This is a genomic window from Bradyrhizobium sp. F1.4.3 (genome assembly GCF_040548375.1).
Taxonomy (GTDB): Bacteria; Pseudomonadota; Alphaproteobacteria; order Rhizobiales; family Xanthobacteraceae; genus Bradyrhizobium.
On sequence record NZ_JBEPRN010000015.1, the window covers coordinates 37,688 to 62,810 of the forward strand.

23 protein-coding genes are annotated in these 25,123 nt (G+C 64.2%); 11 read left to right on the forward strand and 12 right to left on the reverse strand.

Annotated features, from left to right (window positions below; translation table 11 throughout):
• Positions 1-108 precede the first annotated feature (108 nt).
• Both ABIB73_RS29100 and ABIB73_RS29105 read right to left on the reverse strand, forming a co-directional pair.
• A complete protein-coding gene (locus tag ABIB73_RS29100; RefSeq protein ID WP_354229624.1) occupies positions 109-786 on the reverse strand; it encodes a P-loop NTPase family protein in 678 nt (225 codons plus the stop codon).
• Positions 787-879: 93 nt separating this feature from the next.
• Positions 880-1,422, reverse strand: a complete 543-nt coding sequence (locus ABIB73_RS29105; RefSeq protein WP_354229626.1) for a CDP-alcohol phosphatidyltransferase family protein — start codon at positions 1,420-1,422, stop codon at positions 880-882.
• Between the two features lie 154 nt (positions 1,423-1,576).
• Between ABIB73_RS29105 and purM the strand changes: the two genes are divergently transcribed.
• Both purM and purN read left to right on the forward strand, forming a co-directional pair.
• Positions 1,577-2,650, forward strand: coding sequence for a phosphoribosylformylglycinamidine cyclo-ligase (gene purM / locus ABIB73_RS29110; protein WP_354229628.1), 1,074 nt, complete (start codon positions 1,577-1,579; stop codon positions 2,648-2,650).
• Positions 2,650-3,303 (forward strand): phosphoribosylglycinamide formyltransferase, encoded by a 654-nt coding sequence (gene purN / locus ABIB73_RS29115; RefSeq protein ID WP_354229630.1) that lies wholly within the window; start codon positions 2,650-2,652, stop codon positions 3,301-3,303. Before purM ends, purN begins: the two co-directional genes overlap by 1 nt.
• 88 nt (positions 3,304-3,391) lie before the next feature.
• On the opposite strand, the gene ABIB73_RS29120 is transcribed toward purN, so the two are convergent.
• Positions 3,392-3,598, reverse strand: coding sequence for a cold-shock protein (locus tag ABIB73_RS29120; RefSeq protein WP_007591938.1), 207 nt, complete (start codon positions 3,596-3,598; stop codon positions 3,392-3,394).
• Positions 3,599-3,977: 379 nt separating this feature from the next.
• On the opposite strand from ABIB73_RS29120, the gene ABIB73_RS29125 reads away from it, so the two are divergent.
• The gene (locus ABIB73_RS29125) at positions 3,978-5,108 is read left to right on the forward strand and encodes an autotransporter outer membrane beta-barrel domain-containing protein (RefSeq protein WP_354229632.1); all 1,131 of its coding nucleotides are present in this window, start codon (positions 3,978-3,980) and stop codon (positions 5,106-5,108) included.
• Between the two features lie 16 nt (positions 5,109-5,124).
• On the opposite strand, the gene ABIB73_RS29130 is transcribed toward ABIB73_RS29125, so the two are convergent.
• Positions 5,125-6,165: a LysR family transcriptional regulator gene (locus ABIB73_RS29130; RefSeq protein WP_354229634.1), complete on the reverse strand. Its 1,041-nt coding sequence runs from the start codon at positions 6,163-6,165 to the stop codon at positions 5,125-5,127.
• Positions 6,166-6,236: 71 nt separating this feature from the next.
• On the opposite strand from ABIB73_RS29130, the gene ABIB73_RS29135 reads away from it, so the two are divergent.
• From ABIB73_RS29135 to ABIB73_RS29155, 5 genes are all read left to right on the forward strand, one after another.
• Positions 6,237-6,854, forward strand: coding sequence for a hypothetical protein (locus tag ABIB73_RS29135; protein ID WP_354229636.1), 618 nt, complete (start codon positions 6,237-6,239; stop codon positions 6,852-6,854).
• Positions 6,841-7,461: a GNAT family N-acetyltransferase gene (locus tag ABIB73_RS29140; RefSeq protein ID WP_354229638.1), complete on the forward strand. Its 621-nt coding sequence runs from the start codon at positions 6,841-6,843 to the stop codon at positions 7,459-7,461. Before ABIB73_RS29135 ends, ABIB73_RS29140 begins: the two co-directional genes overlap by 14 nt.
• Before the next feature lie 25 nt (positions 7,462-7,486).
• Entirely contained in the window at positions 7,487-8,050 is a 564-nt protein-coding gene (locus ABIB73_RS29145; RefSeq protein ID WP_354229640.1) for an isochorismatase family protein, read from the forward strand.
• A gap of 34 nt (positions 8,051-8,084) precedes the next feature.
• Positions 8,085-8,255 (forward strand): hypothetical protein, encoded by a 171-nt coding sequence (locus tag ABIB73_RS29150; RefSeq protein WP_354229642.1) that lies wholly within the window; start codon positions 8,085-8,087, stop codon positions 8,253-8,255.
• A gap of 138 nt (positions 8,256-8,393) precedes the next feature.
• Positions 8,394-9,776: an aspartate aminotransferase family protein gene (locus ABIB73_RS29155; protein WP_354229644.1), complete on the forward strand. Its 1,383-nt coding sequence runs from the start codon at positions 8,394-8,396 to the stop codon at positions 9,774-9,776.
• Between the two features lie 190 nt (positions 9,777-9,966).
• Here ABIB73_RS29155 and rnd read toward each other — a convergent pair whose 3' ends face one another.
• The 6 genes from rnd to ABIB73_RS29185 form a co-directional block, all read right to left on the reverse strand.
• The gene (gene rnd / locus ABIB73_RS29160; protein ID WP_354229646.1) at positions 9,967-11,118 is read right to left on the reverse strand and encodes a ribonuclease D; all 1,152 of its coding nucleotides are present in this window, start codon (positions 11,116-11,118) and stop codon (positions 9,967-9,969) included.
• Positions 11,119-11,531: 413 nt separating this feature from the next.
• A complete protein-coding gene (locus ABIB73_RS29165) occupies positions 11,532-12,863 on the reverse strand; it encodes an ABC transporter substrate-binding protein (protein WP_354229648.1) in 1,332 nt (443 codons plus the stop codon).
• Between the two features lie 11 nt (positions 12,864-12,874).
• The gene (locus ABIB73_RS29170; RefSeq protein ID WP_354229649.1) at positions 12,875-13,744 is read right to left on the reverse strand and encodes a carbohydrate ABC transporter permease; all 870 of its coding nucleotides are present in this window, start codon (positions 13,742-13,744) and stop codon (positions 12,875-12,877) included.
• Positions 13,741-14,691 (reverse strand): carbohydrate ABC transporter permease, encoded by a 951-nt coding sequence (locus ABIB73_RS29175; RefSeq protein WP_354229651.1) that lies wholly within the window; start codon positions 14,689-14,691, stop codon positions 13,741-13,743. Before ABIB73_RS29175 ends, ABIB73_RS29170 begins: the two co-directional genes overlap by 4 nt.
• Position 14,692: 1 nt before the next feature.
• On the reverse strand, positions 14,693-15,541 hold the full coding sequence (locus tag ABIB73_RS29180) for a phosphodiesterase (protein ID WP_354229653.1): 849 nt from the start codon (positions 15,539-15,541) through the stop codon (positions 14,693-14,695).
• A 197-nt stretch (positions 15,542-15,738) separates the two neighbouring features.
• Positions 15,739-17,214: a protein adenylyltransferase SelO gene (locus tag ABIB73_RS29185; RefSeq protein ID WP_354229655.1), complete on the reverse strand. Its 1,476-nt coding sequence runs from the start codon at positions 17,212-17,214 to the stop codon at positions 15,739-15,741.
• 195 nt (positions 17,215-17,409) lie between these two features.
• Here ABIB73_RS29185 and aspS point away from each other — a divergent pair, with 195 nt between their 5' ends.
• Positions 17,410-19,182 carry an aspartate--tRNA ligase gene (gene aspS, locus ABIB73_RS29190; protein ID WP_045000266.1) on the forward strand — a complete coding sequence of 591 codons (1,773 nt, stop codon included), beginning with the start codon at positions 17,410-17,412 and terminating at the stop codon, positions 19,180-19,182.
• A gap of 175 nt (positions 19,183-19,357) precedes the next feature.
• Here the strand turns inward: aspS and ABIB73_RS29195 are convergent, their stop codons facing one another.
• Positions 19,358-21,328 carry an aq_1923 C-terminal domain gene (locus ABIB73_RS29195; protein WP_354229657.1) on the reverse strand — a complete coding sequence of 657 codons (1,971 nt, stop codon included), beginning with the start codon at positions 21,326-21,328 and terminating at the stop codon, positions 19,358-19,360.
• 252 nt (positions 21,329-21,580) lie between these two features.
• Here ABIB73_RS29195 and ABIB73_RS29200 point away from each other — a divergent pair, with 252 nt between their 5' ends.
• Entirely contained in the window at positions 21,581-23,890 is a 2,310-nt protein-coding gene (locus tag ABIB73_RS29200; protein WP_354229659.1) for an NADP-dependent malic enzyme, read from the forward strand.
• Positions 23,891-24,088: 198 nt separating this feature from the next.
• Positions 24,089-24,541: a DoxX family protein gene (locus ABIB73_RS29205; RefSeq protein ID WP_354229661.1), complete on the forward strand. Its 453-nt coding sequence runs from the start codon at positions 24,089-24,091 to the stop codon at positions 24,539-24,541.
• On the opposite strand, the gene ABIB73_RS29210 is transcribed toward ABIB73_RS29205, so the two are convergent.
• Complete coding sequence (locus ABIB73_RS29210) at positions 24,526-25,116, reverse strand: dihydrofolate reductase family protein (RefSeq protein WP_354229663.1); 591 nt, start codon at positions 25,114-25,116, stop codon at positions 24,526-24,528. The two genes, ABIB73_RS29205 and ABIB73_RS29210, sit on opposite strands and share 16 nt — an antisense overlap.
• Positions 25,117-25,123 lie beyond the last annotated feature (7 nt).

Below are 25,123 nucleotides of genomic sequence, written 5' to 3' on the forward strand. Positions count from 1 at the left end.
GGCCTATGCGCAAAACCGGCGGGAGCATGTGTGAGCGCGATGACGTTTCGATGACATTGATGTTCCGCCGCCCCACGGCGTCAAGCGGCGTGAGCGCAGTCATCTGGATCAGGTGTCCCGCAGCAGCTCGGCCGCCAGGGCCCGGGTGACCGGGCGCCCGAGCCGCAGGGCCTCGCTGTCGAGCAGTTCCACGGCCTGCCGGGCGGCGGCCGAGGAGCGCTCCAGGCGGATGGCGAGGTAGCTCACCACGCTCTCGTCCACGCTGAGCTGGCGGTCGGCGCAGAATTTGACGATCAGGCCACGGAAGAGCAGGTCGTCCGGCGGCAGTAGCGAGATCACGGGGATCGTCCGAAGCCGGGAGCGGAGGTCGCGGAGCTCGACGTCCAGCGCCGCCGGCACCTCGCGTCCGGTGAACAGGATGTAGGCGTCGTCCTCACGCGCAAGGTTCATCAGATGGAAGAGCGCGCGCTCGTCGAAATCCTTCGCCTTGAGATCCTCGACCACCAGCGCGCCGGTGGCGAGCGCGCCGGGGACGGCGGTGGCGGTCAGGGCATTGGCGGTGGTGGAGCGGGCGCCGGCGTCCTCGGCCCAGATCGCGGCAAGGTGGCTCTTGCCGCTTCCTTCGGGGCCAGCGAGCCACATGATCCGGTTCGGCCATTCCGGCCAGCCGTTGATCAGGGCGAGGCCGGCGGCGTTGGCGGGGCCTTCAAGGAAATTGTCCCGGCTCAGGCTTTCCGCATGCGGAAGCGAAAACGCCAATTGTCGGGGATGAACGCGGCCTGCCACGCTTGCTTTGCTCCATGCCGGCGCGCCGGCTTCGCTTGAAGAGATTCAACTTAATCGAGCCGGAGTTGGCCTTTTGCGGGGCCGTTTCCGAGCTCATTTGGCGTCGATCGTGCTCATGTGCCTCAGCCACTCGACGAGATAGAGCGATACGGAGGAGAGCGTGAAGATCGTGACGAAGCCCATCAGGATTATATCATAGGGCGCCGCCTTGAAGCCGAAGGCAAGCGCGGCCAGCACCAAGGCCGCGTAGGCGACCTGGGCCGCTGTGTTGAGCTTGGATACCTTCGACGGCTTCATCTCGACCGGCTTGTCGAACAGCCAGGACACGATCACGGCGGCAACGATCATGATGTCGCGGGAGACGACCAGGATCACGATCCAGCGCGGGATGTCACCCCAGATGCCGAGCGCTAGGTAGATCGAGACCAAGAGCGCCTTGTCGGCGAGCGGGTCGAGCAGCGCGCCGAGCTCGCTCGTCATGTTGAAACGCTTGGCCAGGAAGCCGTCGACAGCGTCGCTGATGCCGGCGATCAGGAACACGGCAAACGCCACCTCCATTTGGCTCGACACGATGGCCCAGACGATGATCGGGACCAGCATGATGCGGCCCAGGGTAATGATATTCGGAATACTCACGCGGCGCTTCCCGGCACCCGGCCTGACCTCAAATCCGGCCCGTTTGAAGGCTGAACCGGTTGATATCTACATAGTATAGGACGGGGCGCCATGCGAGCCATTGCGCGTCCCCGGAATTCGACGTAACCAGCCGCAAACCCACTGGAAATCGGGCATGACCGACCGCAAAAACGGCCTCACTTACGCCGATTCAGGCGTCGATATCGACGCGGGCAACCGCTTGGTCGACCTGATCAAGCCGATGGTGCGCGCCACCGCACGGCCCGGCGCCGATGCCGAGATCGGCGGCTTCGGCGGCCTGTTTGACCTCAAGGCGGCCGGCTTCAAGGATCCCGTGCTGGTCGCCGCCACCGACGGCGTCGGCACCAAGGTCAAGATCGCAATCGAGACCGGCCTGCATGGTGGGATCGGCATCGACCTCGTCGCCATGAGCGTCAACGACCTCGTGGTCCAGGGCGCCGAGCCGCTGTTTTTCCTCGACTATTTTGCCTGCGGCAAGCTCGATCCGGAGGCGACCGCGGCGATCGTCGCCGGCGTCGCCGAAGGCTGCCGCGAGTCAGGTTGCGCCCTGATCGGCGGCGAGACCGCCGAAATGCCCGGCCTCTACAAGGACGGCGACTATGATCTCGGCGGCTTTGCCGTCGGCGCGGCCGAGCGGGGCACGCTGCTGCCGCGCAAGGACATCGCCGCGGGCGACGCCGTGATCGGGCTTGCTTCGTCAGGCGTGCACTCCAACGGCTTCTCGCTGGTGCGCAAGATTGTCGAGCAGTCCGGCCTCGGCTTCGAGGCGCAGGCGCCGTTTTCGCCGGTCATGACGCTCGGCGGCGTGCTGCTGACGCCGACCCGGCTCTACGTCAAATCCTGCCTGCGCGCGATCCGCGAGACCGGGGCGGTGAAGGGCCTCGCCCACATCACGGGCGGCGGTTTCACCGACAACATTCCGCGCGTGCTGCCGAAGAACCTCGGCGTCGGCATCGATCTGGCGCGCCTGCCGGTGCTGCCGGTGTTCAAATGGCTGGCCGCGCAGGCCGGCATCGCCGAGCTCGAAATGCTGCGCACCTTCAATTGCGGCATCGGCATGATCGCGATCGTCGAGCCGGACAAGGTCGACGAGGTGATCGAGGTCCTCACCGACGCCGGCGAGACCGCGGCGCAGCTCGGCACGGTGATCCCGGCCGAGGGCGAGCATCGCGTCGTCTATAACGGCCACCTCGACCTGGCGTTGTGATGAAGCGCCGCGTCGCCATCCTGATATCGGGGCGGGGCTCCAACATGGCCGCCCTGATCAAGGCCGCGGCCGCGCCGGATTTTCCGGCGGAGATTTCGCTCGTGATCTCGAACAAGGCCGATGCGCTGGGGCTCGAAAGAGCCAAGGCGAGCGGCGTCAAGACGCAGGTGATCGAAAGCAAGCCGTTCGGCAAGGATCGCGCGGCCTTCGAGGCGGTGCTGCAAGCAGCGCTCGATCAGCACGGCATCGAGCTGATTTGTCTCGGCGGCTTCATGCGGCTGTTCACGGCCGAATTCACCAAGGCCTGGTACGGGCGGATGCTCAACATCCATCCGTCGCTTCTGCCTTCGTTCCCCGGCCTCGACCCGCATGGCCAAGCCTTGCGCGCCGGCGTCAAACTGTCTGGCGCGACGGTGCACTTCGTCATTCCGGAGACCGACGCCGGTCCGATCGTGATGCAGGGCGCGGTGCCGGTCAGCGACAACGATACGGGGGACACGCTGTCGGAGCGCATCCTCGAAGTCGAGCACCGCATTTATCCCGAGGCGCTGCGGCTGGTTGCAACCGGCAAGGTCAGCATCGTGGGCGACGTCTGCAAGACGGCGGGAAGCGGTCCGTCGGAGAATTTTCTTGTTTCGCCGGTGGCGAGCTGAAGCGCCACTTTTCTCTACCGCCATAAACAAAATCCCCCGGCAACGCCGGGGGCAACGTCATGATCTCTCGCGCGTGGCGTGAGAGAAATCAGGAGACCTTGAGGTTTTCCGCGGATGCTTTGCCGCGGTTCTCCACGAGGTCGTATTCAACCACCTGATTTTCATTGAGGGTCGAGAGTCCGGCACGCTCGACGGCGGAGATGTGGACGAACACGTCCTTATCGCTGCCGTTCGGCTTGATGAACCCATAGCCCTTGGTCGGGTTGAACCATTTGACGGTGCCTTTTTGTGGCATCGTTCGTCTCCTCCGCTAGATACAAAAAAGACGCGGCCGCTTTTCGCGTACCACGCCACAAACGGGCTTCCGTAAGTCTGTTCGAGTCTTGAGTCTCAATGTCGCGAAACGCACAGCCGAGCGCCAATTCCGATTGTGTCTGATATTGCAACACGAAAATCGCGCGTTAGCAAGCCGTGTGCAAATTTCAAGACCGGACCGGGCCTGTGCTTCTGCAATTTGCGACCTGTGGCCGCGGAACCACAATCGAGGGTAATCGCCTCGGCTGTAGCGTGCCAACCGGTTGACCCTCCGTGGCAGTTCAGCACAAATCGCCGCACGCGCCGCTGCTCGTGTTGCATTTTTGCGGACCGCTATCTTGCTTTCGGGATTAGTCGTCATGAGCTGCCCCTCGCGGCCCTCCGGAACACGACAGACGTTCGGGCCGGACCGCGTCCGCCGGATCGCGGCCGCGATTGCGATGGCCTTGGCATTGGTCGTGGCGGTGGCAGCTACGCCCGGCTTTGCACAGGCCCGCCCGCCGGTGCCGCCGCCCACGCCGTCACCGACCTCGACCAATTACGACCAGTCTGCCGGCAACAGCGCGCTCGATCTCGGCTCCGGATTTCTGGAGCGGCTCGGCAACCAGGCGTCGGGCGGCTTCAACCGGGCGTTCCGCACCAATCCTGGCGGCGGCGGTGCGTCCGAGAGCGTGGAGGATCCGCGTTACCGGACCTGGTTCGAAGGCTACGGCATTTCGGTCCGGACCGATGCGCAGGGCGATTTCGCCGGCGACAAGCGCAAGACATTTGGCGGCGTCGCCGGCTTTGGCGCGCGGATTGCTCCGGGCGTCAATCTCGGCTTCTCCGTCGATCAGAGCCATACCGACATCGACGTGCCGCTCGCGCTCCAGTCGGCAACGCTCGACCTGACCCAGCTTGGCTTCAACGGCTCCGTCGACAAGGGCCCGTGGACCTGGGCCTTCGCAGTGGTGCACGGCTTCGGCAGGGTCCATTCCAGCCGCGACACCGGCTTTGGCCTGGCGATCGCGGGCTATCGCGCCGCAGTTGACGGCGCGCTGACTGAGATCAGCTATTACTGGACCAAGGATCAGATGCGCGTCGTGCCCAAGGGCGCGCTCGAATATGTGCGGGCCACCGGTGCGGCGTTCCAGGAGGCGGGCGGACTTGATCCCTTGAACGTCGGTTCGACCGCGATTTCGCGCGCGCGCGTCATGATCGGGGCCGAGATCGGGCGCTACTTCATATTCGACCAGAAGATCCTGGATCTTTCCGCCTACAGCAAGTTCGTCGACAATTTCTATCAGAACCTCGGATCGGTCCAGGTCAGCCTGGGGACCGAGAGCATCGTCGTCCCCGGCATCGGCGAGAGCCGTTACGGCATGGATGCCGGCGCCTCGGCCTCGCTCAGCCTGACCAGCGCCGCGCGGCTCTACATCAATTACGACGGCAAGTTCCGCAACGAGCTCACGTCGCACCAGGGCACGGTCGGTTTCGAATACAGGTGGTGAGGCCGAGCCCATCCACTTACGTCGGCGTCGCCGCGACATATCCTGTCAACCCAAAGCCCTCGCGCGCGACCGTCATCATCGGAACCAGCGCGTTCGGATGGATGAACTCGTCGCGGAAGCACGGATAGGTCTTGGGATCGAAGATCTTCTTCAGCCAGTCGACCACGATCTTGTGCCGCTCGGAGGCGCGGAACTCCTTGTGATAGGTAAGCCACAGATCGGCGTGATGGCTGACACCGAGATCGACGGCGATGAGCGGCGCGCCGAGCGCGATCGACACCGTCGGCAGGAAGCCGATGCCGGCTCCGCGCTCCACCGCATAGAGCGCGCCGACCGAGGAGTTGGTCTTGATCCCGACGATGCCTTCGAGCGACGTTAGTCCGAGGATGCGGGCATAGGCGGTGTCGTCGACTTGCGGAGCGGTCTGCTTGACGATGCGATGGTTCTGCAATTCGGCGAGCGTTTGCGGCACGCCGTAGAGAATCTCGTACTCCTTCGAGACGAAGGGATAGATGTGCAGCCGGCCGAGCTTGGCGACGATCAGATCGGGATTGGTCGGCGGCTCGAGCTGGATCGCGATGTCGGATTCCAGCCGCGCGACATCGGCCTGCTCCATTGCGCAACGCAGATCGACGGTGATCTTGCGATAGGTCTTCTGGAAATCGATCAGCCGCGGCAGGATCCAGAAATTGCCGGGGCCTTCCGTCACCGCGACGCGCACGGTGCCTGATGTATCGTTGGACGAGCGCGAGGCGCGCCGGAAAACGTTGAAGGCGTGACGTTCCATATGCGCGACGTCGGCAATCATCGCGGTGCCTTCGTCGCTGAGCGTGAGTCCGCTCTGGTCGCGCAGGAACAGCTTGCAGCCGATGCTCTCTTCGAGCCGGTCGATCCTGCGCATCAACGTCGTGGAGGTGAGTCCGAGTTCTTCGGCAGCGTTGCGAAAACTTTTATATTTTGCACACGCTAAAAATAGCTTCAAATCATCCCAGGACGCATCCAGGGCTTCTTCACGGTGCTGCATCATCGCAGCACCCCGGTGCAATACTTGCTGCATACGCCATATCCCCAACCGCTAAGCTTCTCGTCGTAGCGGGGCACGAAAGCCCCAAACGATAGAGGGGCGACATGGGTATGGAAAGGGGCACGTTTGCCGCAAGGCATGATTTCGATGCCCTGCCGCTCAGTCCGGACGTCGATGTCCGTTGTGCGCAATTTTCCGAAATTGCGGCGCTTTCCGACATGGCGCGCCGGCTGGTGCCGGGCGTGCAGATCAGGACGGCGGAGCTCGCGAGATACTTCACTTTCGATCCTCAGAGCATCCTGACTTTCAGCCGCAAGGGCGATCTGCTCGGCGGCATGGCTTTCCTGTTTCTCAACGATCGCGGGCACGATGGGCTGCTGCTCGACGAGATCTGCCTCACCGCGCCCGAGAGGCACTATCTCGCTTCCGCGAAGGAAGACGTTGCTGCCATCTATATCTGGGCGATCGCGACGACGGGCCGCGGCATCGCCGGTCTCGGCAAGGCCGCGGCTCATCTTCGTCAGATAAGATTTCGCAACGCGGATTGCTATGCGCAGCCGTCAACCGTGGCCGGACGCGACATCATGAAGGCGACCGGCTTCGAGCCCGTTCCAAGTTTCCAGTCCGACCTCTGGTGTTACGAGCGCCCCTGGAAGCGGCAGCCGATGCGCATGCCGGGCGCGATCATCCAAGCAAGGAGTTTTGCAGATGCACGGCACTAGGATTGCTCTCGCCAAGCCCGACTCCCGCGCCATCACCATCAAGCTCGCGCGCGATCTCGGCGATCTCACGCTGGTCACCGCCATTCGCTCCGCGGTCTATCTCGCCGAACAGGATTGTCCGTTCGAGGAGGAGTTCGACGGTAACGACATGGTGGCCGCGCATTTCATCGGCTTCGTCGGCAACGAGCCCGCGGGCTGCCTGCGGGTGCGCTTTTTTGGTGACTTCGCCAAGGTCGAGCGGCTCGCAGTGCGTCACCAATACCGGCGCTCGCGCGTCTCGTTCAAGCTGGTGCAGGCGAGCGTCGACTATGTGAAGCGCAAGGGGTTCCGAAAGATCTACGGTCAGGCCCAGGACCGGCTGGTCGATTTCTGGGCTCATTTCGGCGCCAAGCCCCTCGGCCACAATCGCAAGATCACCTTCTCCGATTTCTCTTACACGGAAATGCTGCTGGAGATCGAGCCGGGGCCGGACGCCATCACGCTGGACAGCGATCCCTACGTGATCATTCGCCCCGAGGGCGACTGGGACCGGCCGGGCGTGCTCGATGCCTCGGCGGGGCGGGCGGTGACCTCGCCGCTGCGGGACCTCGCGCTCACCGATCGCTGAAACTGGTGCAGCTACGCGCAAGACAATGCCGGTCACCATCCACGACGATCCGCCGATCCTGGTTTGTGCGGATCTCCAGGTCGAATATCTCACCCAGGGGCGTCGCCACGTCATCCTCGATGGCGAGGCTGCCACCTCGCGCTGCCTGGAACTGCTGACGCTGTGGCGCAACAATCTCTGGCCGGTGATGCATCTGAAGCGCATCGCGCGGGCGGCGTGGTTCAATCCGGCATCCAGGCTGACCGATTGGATTGCTGAGGCGAAACCACGGCCGGGGGAGATGACGTTCGAGCACCCGCTACCCTCGGCCTACAGCTCGTCGCGGTTCGTGGACTACATGTCCAACATTCGCAATGTGCGCTGCGTGCTGACGGGCTTTTCGCTCGACGAGACCATCCTGGCCACCGTCGTCGATGGGTTTCACCGCAGCCACCGCTACCAATTGGTCGGCGATGCCGTGGCCTGCCGGCAGCCGGGCCTGGGCGAGGCGGCCGCCTACAGGCAGTCGGTGGTGAATGTCATCGGCAATTTTGCTACAATCCAGTCCAGCGCCGAACTGATCAGAACCAGCGGCTCCGTCGCGGTCTAGGCCGACGCGATCGGCGGGTGGATGGGATAAGACATTGTCACGGGGAGAACAGCTGAAGGAGCTGGCGGTCGACCTGTCGCGCGCCGTCGAGCGGGCGCGCCGGGTCGGTCTGCCCACGACCGTGTATCTGCTGGCGATGGCACTCGTCGAGGTGAGGGAGGCCGCTGAAGCTGCCGGTGGAGAGGATGACGACGGCGCCGCCTGAGCCGGGCCCGGTGCCGCTTTGTGCAACGCTGCTGGGCGTTTGTTGCCGACGAATTGGCGTTGCAAGTTCTACCCTGTCGCAATAGCCAAGGGATGAAGCCGGCTGCGCTGGCGACATGAAGATTTGAGGATCCCCGCAATGTCCATGCTGCCCAATTCGCAAGAGGCCCGGGATGTGGCCTACCAGCTCCATCCCTACACCAACGCACGTACCCATCAGCAGGCCGGTCCCCTGGTGATTGAGCGCGGCGAGGGGCCTTACGTCTTCGACGCGTCGGGCAAGCGCTATTTCGAGGCGATGGCGGGCTTGTGGAGCGTCGGGCTCGGCTTCAACGAGAAGCGGCTGGTCGAGGCCGCCTACCGGCAGATGCAGGTGCTGCCATTCTATCACACCTTCTCCGCCAAATCGCACGGACCCTCGATCGATCTCGCCGAGAAGCTGGTGGCGCTCGCGCCGGTGCCGATGAGCAAGGTATTCTTCACCAATTCCGGCTCGGAGGCCAACGACACCGTCCTGAAGCTGATCGCCTATCGCTCCAACGCGCTAGGTCAGCCGCAGCGCAAGAAGGTGATCAGCCGCATGCGCGCCTATCACGGCGTCACCATTGCGTCGGCAAGCCTCACCGGCCTGCCCAACAACCATCGCTCATTCGACCTGCCGCTGCCGAACATCCTGCACACGGGCTCGCCGCATTACTACAAGGACGGTGCGCCCGGCGAGAGCGAGGAAGCGTTCGCGACGCGGCGCGCCGAGGAGCTTGACGCGCTGATCCAGAAGGAGGGGCCGGATACGATCGCGGCCTTCTTCGGCGAGCCGGTGATGGGGGCGGGCGGCGTCATCGTGCCGCCGGCAACCTATTGGGACAAGATCCAGGCGGTCCTGAAGAAGTACGACATCCTGCTGGTTGCCGATGAGGTGATCTGCGGCTTCGGGCGCACCGGCAAGATGTTCGGCTGCGAGACCTACGGCATCAAGCCCGATGCGATCGTGGTCTCCAAGCAGATTACCTCGAGCTATTTCCCGCTGTCGGCGATCATCCTGAACGACCGCATGTTCGAGCCGATCGCGGACGAGAGCAACAAGATCGGCGTGCTCGGCCACGGCTTTACCGCGGGTGGCCATCCGGTCGGCTCGGCGGTGGCGCTGGAGAATCTCAAGATCATCGAGGAGCGCGGCCTGGTCGCGCATGCCGCCGAGCTCGGCGGCTACATGCAAGGCAAGCTGCGCGAGCTCGCCAGCCACCCGCTGGTCGGCGAGGTCCGCGGCGTCGGCATGATCGCAGCCCTCGAGCTTGTGCTCGACAAGCAGCGCAAGACTGCAGCTAGCACGCCCGGCGCCGTCGGCGGCATGGCGAGCCGCATGCTCCAGGAGCGCGGCGTGATCTCGCGCAACATGCTCGACGCCATTGCCATCTGTCCGCCGATGATCGTCACCAAGGGCCAGATCGACGAGCTGGTCGCCGCGATCAAAGGCGTGCTGGATGATATGAAGGGCGAAGTGGCGAAGCTGACGCCGGCGTAGGGTGGGTCCAAATCTAAGACCGTCACCCCTGAGGTGGCCGCTTCTTCAGCGGCCTTCGAAGGGCGACGGCCCGGCTGCGGCAGCGGGGGCCGCTCATCCTTCGAGGCTCCCCGCGCGATGCTTCGCACCGCACGGCTCGCACCTCAGGATGACGGTGCCGCAGTGGTTCCGCGTTGATCGTTAGCAGCGCCTATTGCGCCCGCTGGACGCCGATCACGCGGCCCTTCTCGATCGCCAGCGCCAGCTCGCCGTGCTTGAGCTTCAGCGCGGCGTCGCCGAACAGCTCGCGGCGCCAGCCGCGTAGCGCCGGCACGTCGGCCTCGTCGTCGGCTGCGATCTCTTCGAGATCGTCGACGGTCGCGATCACCTTGCTTGCGACCGCATGGCGCTCCGCCGTCATCCGCAGCAGCACCTTCAACAGCTCGACCGTTGCGGCACCGTTGGAGTTGTTGCGCGGCTTTTCCAGCTTCGGCAGCGTGGAAGGATCCCGCGCCAGCCCGCGTTCGACCGCAGCGACGATGTCAGTACCCCATTTGGATTTCTCAAAACCCTTCGGCACCGAGCGCAGGTGGGCGAGCTTTTCCAGCGTGTTCGGCGCGTGGGTCGCGATGTCGCTGATGGCCTCGTCGCGCAGCACGCGGCCGCGCGGCACGTCGCGGCTCTGTGCTTCCTGCTCGCGCCAGGCCGCGACCTCCATCAGCACCGCAAGGTCCTTCGGCTTGCGCACCCGCGTCTTCAGGCGCTCCCAGGCGCGCTCGGGGTGGAAATCGTAGGTCTTGGGCGAGGTCAAAATCTCCATCTCGATGGAGACCCATTCGCTGCGGCGGCGCTTCTTCAGATCGGCGTCGAGCGCGGCGAACACGTCGCGCAGGTGCGTGACGTCGGAGACCGCATAGTGCATCTGTTCTTTCGTCAACGGCCGGCGCGACCAGTCGGTAAAGCGATGGGTCTTGTCCGGCCGGTGGCCGGTGACCTTCTCGACCAGCTGGTCGTAGGCGATGCTGTCGCCATAGCCGAGCACCATGGCCGCGACCTGGGTGTCGAACACCGGATGCGGGATGATGGTGGCCTGATGCCAGATGATCTCGATGTCCTGGCGGGCGGCATGGAACACCTTCAGCACGCTCTCGTTTGCCATCAGCTCGAAGAACGGCTTGAGGTCGATGCCCTCGGCCAGCGTGTCGATGACGATCGCTTCCTCGGCGCTTGCCATCTGCACCACGCACAGCAGCGGGTAGTAGGTGGTTTCGCGCAGAAACTCGGTATCGACGGTAATGACGGGGTGCTTGGCCAGCCGGCTGCAGGCAGCCGCAAGGTCAGCGGTGGTGGTAATCAAATCCATGAACGGCCCATGACACTTGATATCAGCCGTTCTGCCGAAAGCGCTGTGATGTCAAGGGGCTCTAAGCGAATTCAAGCCTTGCATTTGAGCTGGAAGCGCACTTTTCCGACGGAAATCCTATTCGTAGCGGATGCGCTGGGAGGGTTTCCGCGCGCAAGGCAGCGCCACCACGACCACGCACATGGCGACCAACGCCAGTCCCAGGAACTCGAAAACCAACAGATCCACGGCAAATTCCCCCGAAAGACCGCTAGACTTGTCGGGGTCGCGTTGAGGGTCTGTTAATTCTCGTGGTTACCGGCGGCCGGACGGGCCGGATGGTGGACGGGGGGTTAATGGGCAGCATCCGCCCAAAACGCATTCGGCGCCCCGCATGGCGGAGCGCCGAAGCTTGTTCGCCGTGTTGGCCTATCTCAGGGCAGCTTCAGCGAGGTCTCCGCATTGTACGGCTTGAGCAGCTCGTCGGCAGCCTTTTGCGCGGCGGCGAGGGCCTCCTTCGGCTGCTTCTTGCCGTTCAGGACCAGCATCACCTCGTCTTCAAGGGTCTTGCGGACCGGCACGGTCTTGTAGGTCGCGAACCAGGGCTTGGCGACGTCGAGCTGTTCGACGGCGGTCTTGGCGTCCGGGTTCTTGTTGAGGAAGTCGACCATGTCGGGCGTCTTGTAGGCGGCCATGTTGGGCGCGAAATAGCCGGTGGCGCGGCTCCACCAGGCGCTCTTCTCGGGCGAGGTCATCCACTTGATCAGCGTCCAGGCGGCTTTCTGCTTGTCGGCCTCGAGCCCCGCCGGAATGATCAGCGAAGCGCCGCCGATCGGCACGGCATTGCGGACGTTGCGCGGGATGAAGGCGACCTTGTAAGCAAACTTTGCGTTCTCGCGCACATAGGTCAGCGAGCCCGTCGACAGCATCATCATCGCGGCGTTGCCGGAGATGAAGGAGGTGCTGACGGCCGGGCCGGGGGTAGCGCCGGGCGGGTGGACCTTATGCTTGGTGACGAGGTCGTTCCACCAGGTCAGCGCGCCCTGCATCGAGGGCGTGTCGTAATAGACCTCGCCGCCGAACTCCTCGTTGTAGTAGCGCCCGCCATTGGTCATGGTGAGCGTTTCCATCATCCAGCCGCAATAGTCGTAGGCGCAGGGGATCGCGATGCCCCAGCGGGTGACCTTGTCGCCCTCGCGCTTGGTCAGCTTCTTGGCCCAGTCGGTGAGCTCGGCCCAGGTCTGCGGCGGCTTGTTCGGATCGAGGCCGGCTTCCTTGGCCTGGTCGGCATTGATGTAGAGCAGCGGCGTCGAGTTGTGGAAGGGCACGCCGTAGACGGAGCGGTTGATCACCGCGTTGCCCTGGAGCGCCGGGAAGAACTGGCCAAGGAACTGGTCCTTGGTGGTGCCGTCGGCGGCGATCAGGGGATCGAGATTGGTGAGCTCGTTCTCGATCTGCATGTCGAGCAGGAAGTTCGCCGACATGATCACAGCGGCCGGCGGCTTGCCAGCCTTGATCGAGGCGCGGGTCTTGATCAGCGTGTCGTCATAGGAGCCGGTGTAGACCGCGGTCGCCTTGATCGCGGGATGGGTCTCGTTGAACTCCTTGATCAAGGTGCCCATGTCGCGGGCGAGCTTGCCGTCGACGGGAACGGGGAAGAACAGATCGATCTCGGTCGGACCTTCCGCCAGCGCCGGGAAGGCGAGGGCGCCTGCCATGGTGCCTGCGATGGCGAGGCCGAGCATGAGCCTGCGGGAAAACAGCATCGAAAAATCTCCTATTTGATGCCTGAGGTGACGAAAGAACTGATGAAACGCTTCTGGAAGATCAGGAAGGTGACGAGCAGCGGTGCGATCACCATCAGCGTGCCGGCCGCAATCGTGCCCCAGGCTTGCGTGCCTTCGGCGGTCGCGGTGAAGACGGACAGCCCGACCGTGAGCGGCCGCTTGTCCGGCGAATTGATCACCATCAGCGGCCAGAGGAAGTCGTTCCAGTGGCTGGTGACGGAGATGATGGCAAAGGCGGAGAAGCTTGGCAGCGACAGCGGCACGTAGATGTGGCGGATGCGCTGGAACAGGCTGGCGCCGTCGATCAGGGCGGCGTCTTCCAGCTCGGTCGGAATGGCTTCAAAAGCCTGCCGCATCAGGAAGGTGCCGAAGGCCGAGGCGAAGAACGGCATCATGACGCCGGCGAGCGTGTCGTAGAGGCCAAGCTGCGCGACGAGGCGGAGGTTCGGCACGATCAGCAGCACCGGCACCAGCATGAGCTGCATCAGGAACAGATAGAAGATCAGTGTCTTGCCGGCGAACGCCAGCCGCGCAAACGCAAAACCCGCCAGCGTGATCGTGACGAACTGCACCAGCAGGATGCCGGTGCAGATGATGGTGGTGTTGAGGAAGTAGCGCGGGAAGTCGCCGATCTCCCAGGCATCCCTGATGTTGTCGAGTGTCGGCTTCAGGCTCGGCATCAGCTCGGCCATCAGGTTGATGCCGTCGGAGGCGGGACGCAGCGTCGCCACCCCCATCCACAGGAACGGGATCAGCCAGACGATCGCGAGCAGCACCGTCAGCACGAAGCCGAGCTTTGGCGTGATCTCGCCGCGGGTGGCGAGTGGCGCGTCCTTGAACAGGCGGTCGATCAGCGTCATGGCCCGCCCTCCCGGTTTGCCATCGTCCGGAACGAGAGCGCGGTGAGGCCCATCAGCGCGGCGAGCGTCAGCACCGTGGCCGCCGAGGCCTTGCCGATGTCGTAGTGCTCCACCGCCTGCTCGTAGATGTAGAACAGCACGAGACTGGTCGAGTTCGACGGCCCGCCCTTGGTCATGACGAAGACGTGGTCGACCTGCGTCACCGCATTGAGTGTGGCAATCACGGTGACGAACAGGAAGGTGGGCTTAAGCTCCGGCAGGATGATGTAGCGCAGGCGCTGGAACGGTCCGGCGCCGTCGAGATGGGCGGCCTCCATGACGTCCTCGGGCACGGACTGGAGGCCTGCGAGGAAGAACAGCATGTAGTAGCCGGCGTTCTTCCAGATGGTGATGACCATGATCGCGTAGAGAGCGATGTCGGAATCGCCGAGCCAGTTCGGCACCACTGGAAGCAGGCGGCCGATGTAATAGTCGAGCAACCCGACATTGGGCAGGAAGATGAACAGGAACAGCGCGGAGGCCGCGACCATCGGGATCAGCACCGGCAGGAACAGCGCGGCGCGCAGCGCGCTGGTCACGGCATTGGTGCGCGCCAGCGCCAACGCGAACAGCAGCGCAAGGGCGATGCTCGGGATTGCGGTGCCGAGGGCGTAGATGAGATTGTTGACGACCGCGCCGGTAAAGGCAGGATCGGCCAACACCGCGCTGATGTTGTCGAGCCCGACAAAGCGTAGCGGCGCCTTCGGCGTGGCACGCTGGTAGAGCGCGTCGATCAACACGCGCCCCATCGCGCCATAGGTGAACAACGCGAGGAAGACGATCGAGGGCAGCAGCAGCAGGTAGGCCGGCAGCGACGCTTTGAAGCCGACGGAGAACCGCTTCAGGATATGCAGGCGCGGCGGCGCTGATGTCGCGACCGGGAGAGCCGCGGGTTCAGCGAGGCTCATCTCACCGCGCCGGGAAGTTGAGCGCATAGTCGCGGTCGTCCATTCCCGCCGGTGTGGCGAAGGGGAAGCGCAGACTGGTGTCGAGGAAGTCGTGGCTGTGCACGATCAGGTTCTCCTGGTCGATCAGCACCACGCCGTAGGCCGGCGGCTCATGGCTCGCCAGATGCGGAGCGTTCGCATCGAGCTCGAACCAGACCTGGTGGTTGGTCCCACGCAGGGTTGAGAACGGGATCTTGCCGTAGCTGCCGAAGATCGGCCGGTGCACGTGGCCGAAGAAGATGTGACGGATGCGCGACCGATAGGGTGCGATCACCTCGGCGAATTCCGCGCTTTGCGCCAGCGCGATCTCGTCCATCGCGTGCACGCCGACCAGGAAAGGCGGATGGTGCATGAACACGACGAGTGGCGTGTCGGCCGGTGCAGCAGCCAGCGTGCTCGCGAGCCAGCCAAGGCGCTTGGCGCACATCTCGCCGGCGTGGCTGGTCTCGTCCAACGTGTCGAGGAACACGAACAGGCCATGCTCGGTGGTCCGCGTGCCCTGCACGAAGCCATTGGGATCGCGCGGCGCCGCCTTCAGGCCGTCGAGGCAGGCAACGCGGCGGTCGTGATTGCCGACCATGGCGATATAGGGCATTTTCAGCGCGGCCATCGCGTCGGCGAAATTGGCGTAGGATTCAGGCTCGCCCCAATGGGTGAGGTCGCCGGTCACGACCGCGAAGGCGGCATCAAGCTGGTGGATGTTGATATCGGCGATGGCGGCATCGAGGCGGGCACGCGGATCGAGGCCGTAGAGCTTTTGTCCCGGACCCGCAAGATGCGTGTCGGTGAGGTGGATGAATTTGAAGGGCATGGCGCGCTTGTCGTTGGAGGACGGTCGCCTCCGGCAAGACGGCCCGCCAGCCGGTTAGAGTGCGAGTGTTTCAGTTTGATGACAGTGGTTGCCGATGCGGCAAATTGTTGGACAGAACGGCAGATGCGGTCAACCGGGTCGTCTCGCGGTGCGGTATCGAGCCCGTCAACCAAGCAAGTGGGTACCGAGCTCCTGCCTCACGTCCCGCAGAATGTCTGAAGCACCCGCTGATCCGGCAACGGCGGATCCTGGTAGGCCGCATAGTCCTGCTGATCTTCGTACGGCTTGGCCAGCACCTTCACCAATTCCTCGAACGGCGCGTAGTCGTCGTTGTTGACCGCCGCCTGGATCACGGCTTCGACGCGGTGGTTGCGCGCGATGAACATCGGATTGACGACGCGCATGGCGGCCTGCCGCTCGGCTGCGGTCTGCGGCTCCAAAGCGATACGCTCGCGCCAGCGCTTGGCCCACTCATCGAAGGCTGCAGGGTCCATGAACTCTGCGCGCGCGTCGTCAGCAGCCGGATCGCCTGCGGCATCGCCCAGCCCGCGGAAGGTGAGGGTGAAGTCGGCCTGGTTCTTCGCCATGGCGTCGAGCAGGTCCTGGATCAGCGCCTCGTCGCCGTCGCGCTCGGTGAACAGCCCGACCTTTTTGCGCAGGCCGGCCTGATAGGCCGTGCTGAACGTCTCGGGGAATGCGCCCAGAATCTCCTGTGCCTGTTCGACCGCCTTCTCCTGCTCTTCTCCGAACAGCGGCAGCAGGCATTCGGCGAGCCGTGTCAGATTCCACAGCGCGATGCGCGGCTGGTTGGCATAGGCATAGCGGCCCATCTCGTCGATCGAGGAGAACACCTGCGCGGGATTGTAGGCATCCATGAAGGCGCAGGGGCCGTAATCGATGGTCTCGCCGGATATCGAGCTGTTGTCGGTGTTCATCACGCCGTGGATGAAGCCGACCAGCAGCCAGCGCGCGACGAGATCGGCCTGGCGCGCGACGACGCCGGCGAGCAGCGCATGATAGGGGCGCTCGGTGCCAAGCAGTTCCGGGTAGTGGCGGGCGATCACATGGTCGGCGAGCTGGCGGATGGCGTCGGTGTCACGGCGGACGGCAAAAAACTGGAAGGTGCCGACGCGGATGTGGCTCGAGGCGACGCGCGTCAGCACCGCGCCGGGCAGCACGGTCTCACGGATGACGGGCTCGCCGGTGACGACGGCGGCAAGGGAGCGCGTGGTCGGAATGCCGAGCGCGAACATCGCTTCGCTGACGATGTATTCGCGCAGCACCGGCCCGAGCGCGGCACGGCCGTCGCCGCGGCGGGAGAACGGGGTGGGGCCGCTTCCCTTCAACTGGATGTCGCGGCGGACGCCACTTGTATCGATGACCTCGCCGAGCAGGATCGCTCGGCCGTCGCCGAGCTGGGGCACGAACTGTCCGAACTGGTGGCCGGCATAGGCCATCGCGATGGGATCGGCGCCGGGTGGAACCGTCTTGCCGGCCAGAATTTCGGCGCCTTCGGGCGTGTCCAGCAGGTCGGGATCGAGCCCAAGCTGGACCGCCAGCGGCCGGTTCAGCTTGATCAGCCGGGGGGCTGCGACCGGGGTCGGCGCGACGCGGGCAAAGAAGCTGTCCGGCAGCGCCGAATAGGAGTTCTGGAAGGGGAAATGGACCGTCATGGCCTAAAGATAGGCGTAGAACGCCTGATGGCAAAGGCTTGGGCCCCAACGGGCCAAAAATGGGCCGTTCGCGCCCAAAACAAGCCGTTCCCTTGGTTGCCGCACCCGGCCTCGTCGGGTAAACCCTGCCGCAACTTCGGACCGGTCGTTTCGGCGGTTCGATTCGACCCCTCCGACATTGAATTTGGGACGACCATGCATCGCTACCGGTCACATAAATGCGGCGATCTCCGCGAGAGCAACATCGGCGAGACAGTTCGCCTCTCGGGCTGGGTCCATCGCGTTCGCGACCACGGCGGCGTGCTGTTCATTGACCTGCGCGACCATTACGGCCTGACCCAGTGCGTGGTCGACCCGGACTCGCCGGCGTTCTCCCAGGCCGAAAAGCTGCGCTCGGAATTCGTGGTGCGGATGGACGGCAAGGCCCGCCGCCGCCCCGAAGGCACCGACAATGACGATTTGCCGACCGGCAAGGTCGAAGTTTACGTCAGCGAGATCGAGGTGCTCGGACCGGCCGGTGACCTGCCGCTGCCCGTGTTCGGCGACCAGGAATATCCTGAAGACATCCGCCTGAAGTACCGCTTTCTCGATCTGCGTCGCGAAAAGCTGCACCAGAACATCATGACGCGCGTCGAAATTATCAAGTCGATGCGCCGGCGCATGGAGGGGCAGGGCTTCTTCGAGTTCAACACCCCGATCCTGACCGCGTCATCGCCGGAAGGCGCGCGCGACTTCCTGGTGCCGTCGCGCATTCATCCGGGAAAATTCTACGCGCTGCCGCAGGCCCCGCAGCAGTACAAGCAGCTCTTGATGATGTCGGGCTTCGACCGCTACTTCCAGATCGCGCCCTGTTTCCGCGACGAGGACCCGCGCGCCGATCGTCTGCCGGGCGAGTTCTATCAGCTCGATGTCGAGATGAGCTTTGTCACGCAGGAAGACGTTTTCGCGGCGATGGAGCCTGTCATCACAGGCGTGTTCGAGGAGTTTGCCAAGGGCAAGCCGGTGAGCAAGAACTGGCGTCGGATTCCGTTCGCCGAGGCGCTGCGAAAGTACGGCAGCGACAAGCCGGACCTGCGCAACCCTATCGAGATGCAGGATGTCTCCGAGCACTTCCGCGGCTCCGGCTTCAAGGTGTTCGCGCGCATGCTCGAAGACCCCAAGAACCAGGTCTGGGCAATTCCGGCCCCGGGCGGCGGCAGCCGCGCCTTCTGCGACCGCATGAACTCCTGGGCGCAAGGCGAAGGCCAGCCCGGCCTCGGCTACATCATGTGGCGCGAGGGAGGCGAGGGTGCAGGTCCGCTTGCGAACAACATCGGGCCGGAGCGCACCGCTGCGATCCGCGCGCAGATCGGCGTCAAGGAAGGCGATGCCGCCTTCTTCGTCGCCGGCGATCCCGACAAGTTCTGGAAGTTTTCAGGTTTGGCCCGCAACAAGGTCGGCGAGGAGTTGAACCTCACCGACAAGGAGCGGTTCGAGCTCGCCTGGATCGTCGACTTCCCGATGTACGAGTACAACGAGGACGACAAGAAGGTCGACTTCTCGCACAACCCGTTCTCGATGCCGCAGGGCGGCCTGGACGCGTTGAAGGGCCAGGATCCGCTGACCATCAAGGCGTTCCAGTACGACATCACTTGCAACGGCTACGAGATCGCCTCGGGCGGCATCCGCAACCACGTGCCGGAGGCAATGGTCAAGGCGTTCGAGATTGCCGGTTACGGTGAGCAGGAAGTGGTCGAGCGTTTTGGCGGCATGTACCGCGCCTTCCAGTACGGCGCCCCGCCGCATGGCGGCATGGCCGCGGGCGTCGACCGCATTGTGATGCTTTTGTGCGGGACCAACAATCTGCGCGAGATCTCGCTGTTCCCGATGAACCAGCAGGCCATGGACCTTCTGATGGGCGCGCCCTCGGACGCCACAACCAAGCAGCTTCGTGAGCTGCACGTCCGGGTGAACCTGCCGCAGAAGTGAGCTGATCTCTTCGCCTCTCTTCGTAAGCGGGAGAAATCGCTTTACAAATTCGTCATGCCCCGGGCTTGTCCCGGGCATCCACGTTTTTGGGGTGCTGCGTAGAAGAACGTGGATGGCCGGGACAAGTGTTTAGCCCGGCCATGACGCCAGAAGGGAGCTCAGCGCCGTTCCGGCCCTACAGCCCCGTCGACGTCTCGATCCGGAATTGCGCGAGCGCGACGATCGGTTCGCTGTTCAGGACCTTCATCAGCTGAAGCACCGGCACCTTGCCGAGCGGTGTCAGCTTGATCGTCAGCGTCTGGCCCGAGGTCGCGACGAAGCTGGCGATCGCATCCACCGCCTCCTTGGCATCGAGATTGGCGGCTGCGACCTTCTCGCCCTGCGCGCGGATCATCTCGACGATGGCGGTGCGGGCGGCGTCGCGGCCGACATTCTGCATGCGCGAGAACTGCGCCACGACGAGATCGACCACGCCGCTGTCGCGCAGGGAGAGTTCGATCGCGCCAGTCTCGACCTGCGCCGCCTGACCCATGGCCTGCGCCGGATCGGTCGTGAACAGGCCGCGAGGCACGTTGGCGAGCGCGAAGCGGGCCTGCGCCTTGGCGAGGTTGCCGAGATCGATCGTGGCCGGCGCAAGCGCAAACGTGCCCGACGCCTCCGTCCAGGCGGCGCCGAGATCGAGGTCGATCGCGAGCTTGTCGACGCCGGCCATCGTCAGCGCCCGTTGCGCCGGATTGGTCGGGTCGGTGGGGGTGACCATCTTCACGACCAGATTGGCCTTGCTCGGAATCGATCTGACCAGCTGACCCCAGTTCAGGCTGATCGTATCGATGGTGACGAGCTGGCGCGTGTTCTTGAAGGGTGAGACCACGCCCTTGATCTCGGCGCCTTCGAGCACCCGGAACAGGCCCAGCATCTGATCCGGCGAGGGGGGCTGTCCGGGATTGGTAAGGCTCGCCGCCCAGTGCATCAGGTTTGCGACACTGAAGGACTTGAGGGCGAAGCGCTCCATCTTGAATTGTCCCTGCGGGGACGGCGTATCGACACCTTCGATTGCGAATTCGCCCAGCTGATACCTGATCGCATTGACCTTGGCTGTCCCTTGCGGCGTACCTATCGACGTCTTGCCGACCTCGATCCTGCCGACGCGGACGCCTTCATAGAATCCGGCGAGCTCCTCTATCATCTCACGCGATTGCGCCGGTGTCGGAAGAGCCGATCGATCCGCCGGCATGAGCGCCAGAATCCCGGCCGGCCGGAATTTTGACGGCTGGACCGCGATGTCCTCGAAGGTGATCCCATCGATATCCATCCGCATGCCCTGGGCCGACTTGAGCACATAGGGGCCGACCGAGATTTGCCGGTAGACGCGGTGGTAGCTGTCGTCGTTGGTCTTCTGCGGGTCGAGCGCGGCGGCGATCGCGGTCGCATCGAAATCATTGACGATGAGGTTGGAAAGTTCGCCTGTCAGCTTGTCGGGCCTGCCCGGCTGCGGCACGTCGATCGTGAAGACGGCGCGGTCCGCCTTCATTGCATCGACCTTGCCATGTTTCAGATTCTGGATCGCGAGCCCGGAGTAGGAAATCTCGCCGCTACCGGCGGCGCCGCCGCCCGCATCAAAGGTCATCATCAGCGTCGGGGCCGTGAGCGACGATGCTGTGACGCTTGCGTACTGATCGAGCACATAGCGGTACATGTCGACCAGGGAGCCGCCCGCCGGCGCGTTCTCGGCGTGAACGGGACCGGTGCAGTCCCGCATGGTGATCTGCGGCACCTTGTAGGAGGCTTTCAGCTTCGCCGGACCGACCTCGTCCAGCGCCACTTCGAAACCTGTGATGTCGATGCTGTCCGCGGAAAAGCGCTTCTCATTGACCAGGCGCACGCCCGAGCCCTTGATGCCGGCAATCTTGATCTGCGCCTGCGGCTGATCGCCAGGAGCGATCGCGATGTCCTCGATCGTCAGCGTACGGCTCGTCAGGTCGAACGCCACCTTGCCGTGACTAGCCTTGCCGCCGCCGGCGCGGAGCCGGTCGAAGGCGGCCTCCACCTCGGCAGTGGCGCGATGCTGGACGTAGAGATTGAAGCCGAACCGTCCGCCCGCGGCCAGTGCGGCCACCGCGATCAGGCCGATCAGGATTCGCTTCATTCCTTTGGCTCCAGTTGCTCGTTGTGCGCCGCGCAAGCTGCCATATTCGCAAAGCCGTGTACGGTCCAGGGAAGGCTATGGTTTTCAAATATTTGACTACCCGCCCTGTTGATGGGATCGCAATCGGATGTTGCCACCGGGGCGCCGGCCGTGCTTCATCCCGTTTCCACGACCCGGAATACCGCGCGACTTGCGGCAGGCCGGTCAGGACATCGTATTGTGAGGCCGGTAACGCGCGAGGCAAGAGACCGCATGTCGTCCTATTCTGATGATCTCCACCAGGCGGCGCTGGCCTATCATCGTCTGCCGCGCCCCGGAAAGCTTGAGATCCAGGCGAGCAAGCCGCTTGCCAACCAGCGCGACCTCGCGCTTGCCTATTCTCCAGGCGTTGCCGCCGCCTGCACCGAGATTGCCAAGAACCCGGCGGAAGCCGCGACCCTGACGACCCGCGCCAATCTGGTCGCAGTGGTCTCGAACGGCACCGCCGTGCTCGGCCTCGGCAATATCGGCCCGCTGGCCTCCAAGCCGGTGATGGAGGGCAAGGCGGTCCTGTTCAAGAAGTTCGCAGGCATCGACGTGTTCGACATCGAGATCGCCGCCGACACCATCAGCCGCGTGGTCGAGACTGTGGCCGCGCTCGAGCCGACCTTCGGCGGCATCAATCTCGAGGACATCCGTGGACCGGAATGCTTCGAGATCGAGGCGCAGCTGAAGGAGCGCATGAAGATCCCGGTCTTCCATGACGACCAGCACGGCACCGCGATCATCGTCGCCGCCGCCATCACCAATGGCCTTAAGCTGAACGGCAAGAAGCTGTCGGACGTCAAGATCGTGGCGTCGGGGGCAGGGGCTGCCGCGATCGCGACGTTGAACCTGCTGGTGTCAATGGGCGCTCAGCGCAAGAACATCTGGGTTTGCGACATCGACGGTCTCGTGCATGAGGGGCGCAACACTTCGATGGACCGCTGGAAGGCGGTCTATGCGCAGAAGACCGACAAGCGCACACTTGCCGACGTGATCGGCGGCGCCGACATCTTCATCGGGCTCTCGGCACCCGGCGTGCTCAAGCCCGAGATGGCCAAGGCAATGGGTGACAAGCCGCTGATCATGGCGCTTGCCAATCCCACGCCGGAAATCATGCCGGAGGAGGCGCGCAAAGCCCGCCCGGACGCGATGATCTGCACGGGGCGCTCCGACTATCCGAACCAGGTCAACAACGTCCTCTGTTTTCCCTTCATCTTCCGCGGCGCGCTCGACGTCGGCGCCACCGCGATCAACGAGGAGATGAAGCACGCCGCGGTCGAGGCCATCGCACAGCTCGCGCGGGAGGCGCCGTCGGATGCGGTGGCGCAGGGCTTTGACACCGGCGAGACGCAGGGTTTTGGCCCGGGCTCGCTGATCCCTAGCCCGTTCGATCCGCGGCTGATCCTGCGCATCGCGCCGGCCGTCGCCAAGGCCGCGATGGAATCGGGCGTCGCGACGCGCCCCATCACCAATTTCGACGAATACACTGCGCTGCTCGAGCGCTTCGCTTTCCGCTCCGGCCTCGTCATGAAGCCGATGTTCGCGAAGGCCAAGACCCAGCCGGTGCGCGTGATCTACGCCGAAGGCGAGGACGAGCGTGTGCTGCGCGCCACCCAGGTGGTGCTGGAGGAGAAGCTGGCGCGGCCGATCCTGGTCGGCCGTCCTTCGGTGGTGGAGGCGCGCATCGAGCGCTTCGGCCTCTTGATCCAGCCCGGCAAGGATTTTGATCTCATCAATCCCGAGGACGATCCGCGCTACCGCTCCTACGTGCAGTCTTACGTCGAGGTCGCCGGCCGCCGCGGTGTCACACCCGATGCGGCACGCACGGTGGTGCGCACCAACAACACGGTGATTGCGGCGCTCGCGGTGACGCGCGGGGAGGCGGATGCCATGCTCTGCGGCGTCGAGGGCCGCTACATGCATCATCTGCGTCATGTCCGCGAGATCATCGGTTTTTCGCCCGGGATCAGCGACTATGCGGCGCTGGCGCTGCTGATCACCAGCAAGGGTGCCTTTTTCATCGCCGACACCCAGGTGCGGCCCAATCCGACCGCGGAAGAGCTCGCCGAGATCGCCTCGCTCGCCGCGGTCCATGTCCAGCGCTTCGCGCTCAAGCCCAGGATCGCCTTCGTCTCGCATTCGGATTTCGGCAGCTACGACACCGATTCCTCGCGCAAGATGCGGCGGGCGACCCAGCTTCTGAAGGAGAAGCATCCAGAGATCGAGGCCGACGGCGAGATGCAGGGCGATACCGCGCTCTCGGCTGCGGCGCGTAAAATGGTGTTGCCGCACTCCAAGCTCGAGGGCGAGGCCAACATCATGATCATGCCGACGCTGGACACCGCCAACGTCGCCTATCAGATGATCAAGTCGCTGGCGGACGCGCTTCCCGTTGGCCCGATCCTGATCGGGCCGGCGCACCCGGCGCACATCTTGACCCCCTCGGTGACCGCGCGCGGCATCCTCAATATGACCGCGGTCGCGGTGGTGGAAGCGCAGGAGCGTGCGGCGCGGCAACAGCCGACGTTGTTTACGTAAGGGACGAGTTCCTTCGCCTCTCCCCGGTTGCGGCCGCTTGCGGGGAGAGGGAGCGCACCTTCGGCGCGTCGGCACTTCAACCTTTTCAAAACAGTTTTCGCCATTTCCCCGTTTGTAAACCGGCGAATGACTCTTCATAATCGCTCGGTGCTCTCGTCAAAATTCCGATCTCAAAAAGCCTGAGCCAAGAGGCCGATCATGCCAGCGTTCGTGACTTTTGGGCGAATCCTGTTCGCCGTGTTGTTCATCTACACGGGCGCGACAAAGCTGTTCGCCATCCAGGCGACGGCCGATTTCATCGCCACCAAGGTCGTGGTGCCCGACATGATCGCGCCCTACGCCAAGCAGGTCGAGACGGCGACCGCCATGACCACGCCGCAACTGCTGGCGATCGCGGTCGGCGTGCTCGAGATCATCGCGGGGGTGATGATCGCGCTGAATTTCGGCGCGCGCTTCTTCGCGACGCTGCTGATCATCTACGTCGCGGTCTCGACCGTCCTGTTCTACGATTTCTGGAACCAGGTGCCGCCCGATAACGGCACGATGCTGGTGGACGCACTGAAGAATCTCTCGATCATCGGCGCGCTGTTCATGATCATCGGCTACGGCCGCGCCACGCGCCCGGTCGAGGCGGCCTACGGGGACGTGTAGGTTCTTGTTGGGTGGGTTAGCCAATCCATCCTACGCCACGGCGTGACGGTGACGGCATGTGCGGCATCGAGCACATACGGCGCACCCGGCTTCATCCCGTGTGAAGCCAGCACCTCGTGCGGTGTCCGTTCCGGTACGCCGACAAAACAGCCTTCGCCGCCGGGCAGGCGCAGATGCGGGGCTTCCGACAGCCAGAACGTGTCGTAGCGGTCCATGAACATGTCGAACACGACGGGGCCGCCAATGATCGCGACCGTGCCAGAGGCGACGTCTGCGAAGGCGCAGGCCTCCTCGAAGCTCGCATGATCCGGATTCCACAGTGTCGCGTTCGGCATCTCCGGATCGACGGTGAGGGCCTTGATCTTGCGCGTCATGATCAACCGCCTGCGCTTCGGCGAATTCGGCTGCTGCTCGTGCGAGTGACGGCCGTGCACGATCAGCGCAGCGCGATCGAGCGCCTGCTCGAAGAAGCGCTTGTCGCCCTCGAATTTCAGGCTGTCGGGCATGACATGACCCGCGTCGGCGAGCATGCCGTCCGCGGAGACGATGACGTAGCCTTCGATGCGGAACGGCAATGGCGCG

Coding starts and splice junctions, on each gene's coding strand:
- purM (WP_354229628.1), top strand. CDS start 1,577: ATGACCGACCGCAAAAACGGCCTCACTTACGCCGATTCAGGCGTCGAT.
- purN (WP_354229630.1), top strand. CDS start 2,650: ATGAAGCGCCGCGTCGCCATCCTGATATCGGGGCGGGGCTCCAACATG.
- ABIB73_RS29120 (WP_007591938.1), bottom strand. CDS start 3,598: ATGCCACAAAAAGGCACCGTCAAATGGTTCAACCCGACCAAGGGCTAT.
- ABIB73_RS29125 (WP_354229632.1), top strand. CDS start 3,978: ATGAGCTGCCCCTCGCGGCCCTCCGGAACACGACAGACGTTCGGGCCG.
- ABIB73_RS29130 (WP_354229634.1), bottom strand. CDS start 6,165: ATGCAGCAAGTATTGCACCGGGGTGCTGCGATGATGCAGCACCGTGAA.
- ABIB73_RS29135 (WP_354229636.1), top strand. CDS start 6,237: ATGGGTATGGAAAGGGGCACGTTTGCCGCAAGGCATGATTTCGATGCC.
- ABIB73_RS29140 (WP_354229638.1), top strand. CDS start 6,841: ATGCACGGCACTAGGATTGCTCTCGCCAAGCCCGACTCCCGCGCCATC.
- ABIB73_RS29145 (WP_354229640.1), top strand. CDS start 7,487: ATGCCGGTCACCATCCACGACGATCCGCCGATCCTGGTTTGTGCGGAT.
- ABIB73_RS29155 (WP_354229644.1), top strand. CDS start 8,394: ATGTCCATGCTGCCCAATTCGCAAGAGGCCCGGGATGTGGCCTACCAG.
- rnd (WP_354229646.1), bottom strand. CDS start 11,118: ATGGATTTGATTACCACCACCGCTGACCTTGCGGCTGCCTGCAGCCGG.
- ABIB73_RS29165 (WP_354229648.1), bottom strand. CDS start 12,863: ATGCTGTTTTCCCGCAGGCTCATGCTCGGCCTCGCCATCGCAGGCACC.
- ABIB73_RS29170 (WP_354229649.1), bottom strand. CDS start 13,744: ATGACGCTGATCGACCGCCTGTTCAAGGACGCGCCACTCGCCACCCGC.
- ABIB73_RS29175 (WP_354229651.1), bottom strand. CDS start 14,691: ATGAGCCTCGCTGAACCCGCGGCTCTCCCGGTCGCGACATCAGCGCCG.
- ABIB73_RS29180 (WP_354229653.1), bottom strand. CDS start 15,541: ATGCCCTTCAAATTCATCCACCTCACCGACACGCATCTTGCGGGTCCG.
- ABIB73_RS29185 (WP_354229655.1), bottom strand. CDS start 17,214: ATGACGGTCCATTTCCCCTTCCAGAACTCCTATTCGGCGCTGCCGGAC.
- aspS (WP_045000266.1), top strand. CDS start 17,410: ATGCATCGCTACCGGTCACATAAATGCGGCGATCTCCGCGAGAGCAAC.
- ABIB73_RS29195 (WP_354229657.1), bottom strand. CDS start 21,328: ATGAAGCGAATCCTGATCGGCCTGATCGCGGTGGCCGCACTGGCCGCG.
- ABIB73_RS29200 (WP_354229659.1), top strand. CDS start 21,581: ATGTCGTCCTATTCTGATGATCTCCACCAGGCGGCGCTGGCCTATCAT.
- ABIB73_RS29205 (WP_354229661.1), top strand. CDS start 24,089: ATGCCAGCGTTCGTGACTTTTGGGCGAATCCTGTTCGCCGTGTTGTTC.